4 protein-coding genes and 1 pseudogene are annotated in these 4406 nt (G+C 38.8%); 2 read left to right on the forward strand and 3 right to left on the reverse strand.

Annotation, left to right across the window (positions count from 1 at the left end; all coding sequences use genetic code 11):
• Nucleotides 1-87 precede the first annotated feature (87 nt).
• Nucleotides 88-519 (forward strand): hypothetical protein, encoded by a 432-nt coding sequence (locus tag QUB70_RS31675; protein ID WP_332985744.1) that lies wholly within the window; start codon nt 88-90, stop codon nt 517-519.
• Nucleotides 520-686: 167 nt separating this feature from the next.
• On the opposite strand, the gene QUB70_RS31680 is transcribed toward QUB70_RS31675, so the two are convergent.
• Both QUB70_RS31680 and QUB70_RS31685 read right to left on the reverse strand, forming a co-directional pair.
• Complete coding sequence (locus QUB70_RS31680; protein WP_332985745.1) at nt 687-1379, reverse strand: CHAT domain-containing protein; 693 nt, start codon at nt 1377-1379, stop codon at nt 687-689.
• Nucleotides 1333-2028, reverse strand: coding sequence for a CHAT domain-containing protein (locus QUB70_RS31685; RefSeq protein WP_332985747.1), 696 nt, complete (start codon nt 2026-2028; stop codon nt 1333-1335). The genes QUB70_RS31680 and QUB70_RS31685 overlap by 47 nt, the downstream gene beginning before the upstream one ends.
• 132 nt (nt 2029-2160) lie before the next feature.
• Here QUB70_RS31685 and QUB70_RS31690 point away from each other — a divergent pair.
• Nucleotides 2161-3791 (forward strand): annotated as a pseudogene (locus QUB70_RS31690) (IS1634 family transposase).
• 162 nt (nt 3792-3953) lie between these two features.
• Here QUB70_RS31690 and QUB70_RS31695 read toward each other — a convergent pair.
• Nucleotides 3954-4091 carry a hypothetical protein gene (locus QUB70_RS31695; protein ID WP_332985748.1) on the reverse strand — a complete coding sequence of 46 codons (138 nt, stop codon included), beginning with the start codon at nt 4089-4091 and terminating at the stop codon, nt 3954-3956.
• Between the last annotated feature and the right edge of the window lie 315 nt (nt 4092-4406).

Here is a 4406-nt window from a genome sequence, read left to right on the forward strand (position 1 = left end):
GTGCGAGTGGAGTTTAGTAGATGTTGAAGGAGAGAAGGTGGTTCCTTACCGGGATACTACAGGGTTTGGCCGAGTTGATAAGAGAGAATGTGGCGGCGATGCAGTCGGTGTTGTCCATTCCTGACCGGGGTACGCCCCGCAAGAAAGCGCGACTATGCAGTTCTCCGGCTGCTGTGGGACAATGCGCTGCGCCGGGGGGAGATCAGCGGAGCCAATGTAGGCGACTTTGACCCGCGCGCCCGAACTCTGAACATTTATGGCAAAGGCAGGGGAACTCAAGCGCAGCTAATTGACTTGCACTGCGCGACGGCAGATGCGATTTCTGATTGGCTGAGCGTGCGGGGAGCTGCAATGCCCCTCGATCCTTTATTTATCGCTTTGACAAAGCGGGAATACGGATTGAGGTTGAGTGGGTATGCTATTTACAAGCTTGTTTTCTCAACTTGCACGGCCCTGCGGGAATTCCTAAAAGAATCAGCCCGCACAGAATACGCCACGCTGCAATTACGACTCTGTTAGATGCAAGCAACGGCAATACGCGAATGGCGCAGAAGTTGAGCCGCCATACGAGCTCGAACGTCCTTAATTGCTACGATGACAATCGGCAGAGCTTACAGTGGGAAGCGTCGGGGCTGCTGGCTAGTTTGGTGCGCTAAGTCAATATATGAAATAGTTTTACTTGGTAATTAGGGTTGACCAATAAGAGTAAAGGCAGCCCAAGCTCTGGAATTGTTTGGGTGTTGCTGCATTATTGTTAACATTGCGCTTCGCAACGCTTGGGCTTTATTCAACTTGCGCTTGTAGAAATTTTTATAGAATTCAGTCATCAATTCAGCGGTGGGGGCATCTGGTACAGCCCACAAAGAAACTATTATACTGGGTACTCCAGCAGAAATTAGGGAGCGAGACAACCCAATGACCCCATCTCCTGCTAATCGACCTCTCCCCGTGTCACAGGCACTTAGAACTACCAATTCGGCATTTAATTTTAGCTCTTTAATTTCTCCGGCTGTGAGCAGACCATTATCTTCCTCCTCAGATGCCAGAACGATCGCGCCCGGTATTCCTAGTCTCTCAAAATCATCCAGTAACCCATGAGTTGCTAGGTGAATAATTCCTGAAGAGGGCATCTGTTGCAAAATGGCTATCTTGGTGGCTTTGTCACCAATAATAGGTTGAGTATTCAGGAGAGATGCAATGTCTTTTGCTTCTCTTTCAGCACCTGGTAGAGGTCTTAACGATTTCAGACAGTCTTGTAAAAGTAAGGATTTGTCATAGCTACCTCCAGAACAGGTTGTGCATACAGATTTTGCCGTCTTTATTGTTTGAGGACTATCGAATTGAGGTGATTGACCGCTCTCCAAAGCAATCTTGGGCATAGTAGGATTGCCGACCACCAGTGCTTTTACCTCTGCTAAATTTGGGTCTTGTTTTTGTTTTTTTTTCCCGCAGTGACGCTGAAAGGTTTTGAGTTATAGCTAGGACCTGAATCGAAGGAACTGTAAGAATGGTGTGCTTTTCAATTAAGTACCGACCTGAAGCATCCCAAAACGCAGGAAAGGGAACGAGAAATAGAGGTCCAGTAGGAATGAAGATGACGTGAGAATTAGTATCTGTTGGTAAGAGGTCAGCAATCGGTTCGATTAGAAATTCGTGGAGTTGCCTTAATTGTTGGTTGTTGATTGATGAAACTTCATCGCTGGTTACTGCGAAAGCATCTCGACCCCTTACACCTATGGATTCACGGGCGAAATCAACGAATTGTCCCAGGGGTGTATTCTGTTGCTTTAAAAAGGTGATATCGACTGAGCGAAAGGTGACGCAGCCTGTGGGCTGAATTACCCAAATTAAGAGGTCTGTATTTCGATATTTTGGTTGTCCTTGTCCTTGTAAACTATGGTAAATAACCGAGTATTCAACTAGAGTTGCATTTTGTTGTTTTGCGATAGATTTTATTTTTTCTAAAGTGGTATAATCCGAGGGAGGTTGAGTTGAAAAACGGGTCGTCAGTAATTCTACAACCCACATTCCGCACTTCAATAGCACTACAGAATATAGTATATTGCTATCCTGACATGACTAAGTAAAAATACTTACAAGGCTTGAGGTCAAAAAAGTGAGACAATCAAAAAAACGTCAAAAATATTATCTAGCTAAAAAATGTCTCCAACTTCAGAAATAACAATCAAAAATATCGATCACTTAGGAATAGTAGCTGGACTCATTGATGAGATAGGAATAGTTGAAACAATCAACTCTAAATTAGGAATAGATGTTCGGGAAAAAGTCTCATCTGGAATATTAGTGAAAGCTATTTTAATCAATGGATTAGGGTTTGTGTCAAGACCTTTGTATCTATTTAGTCAATTTTTTGAAGACAAAGGAATCGAAACCTTGTTAGGTGCGGGGATAAAAGCGGATTATATAAATGACGATAAAATTGGAAGAGTTATGGATAAATTATCTAAATATGGATTAAATAAAATATTTATGGAAATTGTGTTATCTGTGATTAAGAAGTTTCAAATAGAGCTAAAATATGCTCATTTAGATTCTACATCATTCCACCTACATGGGGAATATAAAAACACAAAAAATCACAACAAAGAAACAGAAATAATCAAGTCACTTCCAATAAATATAACCAGAGGATATTCGAGAGATCATAGAGCTGACTTGAAACAAGTTGTATGTGATTTAATAGTAAATAGTGAAGGCTTGCCATTATACACAAGAGCTGGAGATGGAAATGAAGCAGACAAAGCCGTATTTGGGAAGATATTAGTAGAGTTTAAAAAGCAGATAAATTTTGACAGCATTATGGTCTGTGACAGTGCATTATATAGTCAAGAAAATATCCAGTTAATCAAATACATCAAATGGATCAGCAGAGTGCCGATGACCATAAAAAAGGCGAAAGAATTAGTACAATCGGTAGAAATAGCAGAGATAGATGTCTCAGAAAAGAAATCAAGAGCAGCACTCAAACTAGACGGATATAAATGGAAAGAAGAAATAGTAAATTATGGGGGAATCAAACAAATTTGGCTAATAGTATCAAGCGAAAAAAGAAAAGAAAGTGATTTAAAACAACTAGAAAAACAGATAAAAAAGGCTAGAGAGCGAGTTGAAAAACTGGTCAAGGAATTAAACCAAGAAAAATTTAATAGTCCAGAATCAGCTCGATATAAACTAAAAAGTATCAACAAAAAGCTCAAGCTGTTTGAAATCAAAGAAATTCATGTAAGCGCTGAAGCTGAAAACGAATCAAAAATACTCAGGCTATTTATCAAATAGAAGGAGTAATTTATCAAAAAGTATCAGAGATAGAAATCCTTAGAAAATCGGCAGGTAAATTTATTTTAGCGACCAACCTAGTTGACGACAATAAATTAGAACCATCAGAAATTCTGAGCAATTATAAAAATCAGCAGTGTTGTGAAAGAGGATTTCGATTCCTGAAAGATCCGTTGTTTTTCGCCGATATTTTTTTTGTGGAAAGCCCAAAAAGAGTTGAGACAATGTTATGTTTAATGTCTCTATCCTTGTTGGTTTATAGTCTCGGTCAACGACAACTCAGAAACCAATTAAAAGCAGCTCAAGTCGGCATCAAAAATCAACTAGGAAAATTAACTGAACGACCCACATTAAGATGGATATTCCAAGTTTTTGAAGGAATTCATATTTTAACTTTAAATGGGACAAATCAAATAGTTAATTTAACAGAAGAACGCAATTTTATCTTGAAGAATTTGCCATCATCTTGTCAAAAATATTATCTACTTTCTTAATTGCTACCACAAAATAGAGTCAAAAAAAATATTAACATCAAAAGGGGAAGTAATTCTGACTCAACTTTTTAGTGCTTTACATAAACCATTTTATGAATCAAAGATTTAATATCTTATTTATTTCTCTTATTTCCGCAAACTAAGTTCAGTATTTTTTCTGAATTATCCTGGTTTTTGGCTTTTTCGGTATTCTATTTTATCGTACTTCAACTTGAAGTGCGGAATGTGGGTTTTAATGAAAGATTCTAAAACCGCTCTTTCTTCCTCCATATCTTTCTGTGGCAGTTGTAAGTTATTCATGTTTTTCATTGTCAATACTTCGGACAGTTTTTTAAAGGCACTATCAGCCTTACGGAGGAAGCCCTGCCATTTTTAACGCATTTTCTCAAACTTAGCGCTGAACTTAAACGTTGAAAAAATAGTCCAGTATATAGCCAGCAAGGGTTTCGGACACTCGACTCGATCTAAAACTGTCCGAAGTATTAATTGTTACAATCAATTATTCCATATAATTATATCATAAGTGTAGATAATGACTTCAATACTCCGGACAGTTTTTAAGCAGCGAGAGTACCATAGGATAAGACTGACGGAAGGTTAGGGTGATTTAAAATT

The organism is Microcoleus sp. A003_D6, assembly GCF_036702825.1.
Lineage (GTDB): Bacteria > Cyanobacteriota > Cyanobacteriia > Cyanobacteriales > Microcoleaceae > Microcoleus.

Bases quoted from the DNA above. Each gene is read 5' to 3' on its own strand.
- QUB70_RS31675 (WP_332985744.1), top strand. From the start codon at position 88: ATGTGGCGGCGATGCAGTCGGTGTTGTCCATTCCTGACCGGGGTACGC.
- QUB70_RS31680 (WP_332985745.1), bottom strand. From the start codon at position 1,379: ATGCCCAAGATTGCTTTGGAGAGCGGTCAATCACCTCAATTCGATAGT.
- QUB70_RS31685 (WP_332985747.1), bottom strand. From the start codon at position 2,028: ATGTGGGTTGTAGAATTACTGACGACCCGTTTTTCAACTCAACCTCCC.
- QUB70_RS31695 (WP_332985748.1), bottom strand. From the start codon at position 4,091: ATGAATAACTTACAACTGCCACAGAAAGATATGGAGGAAGAAAGAGCG.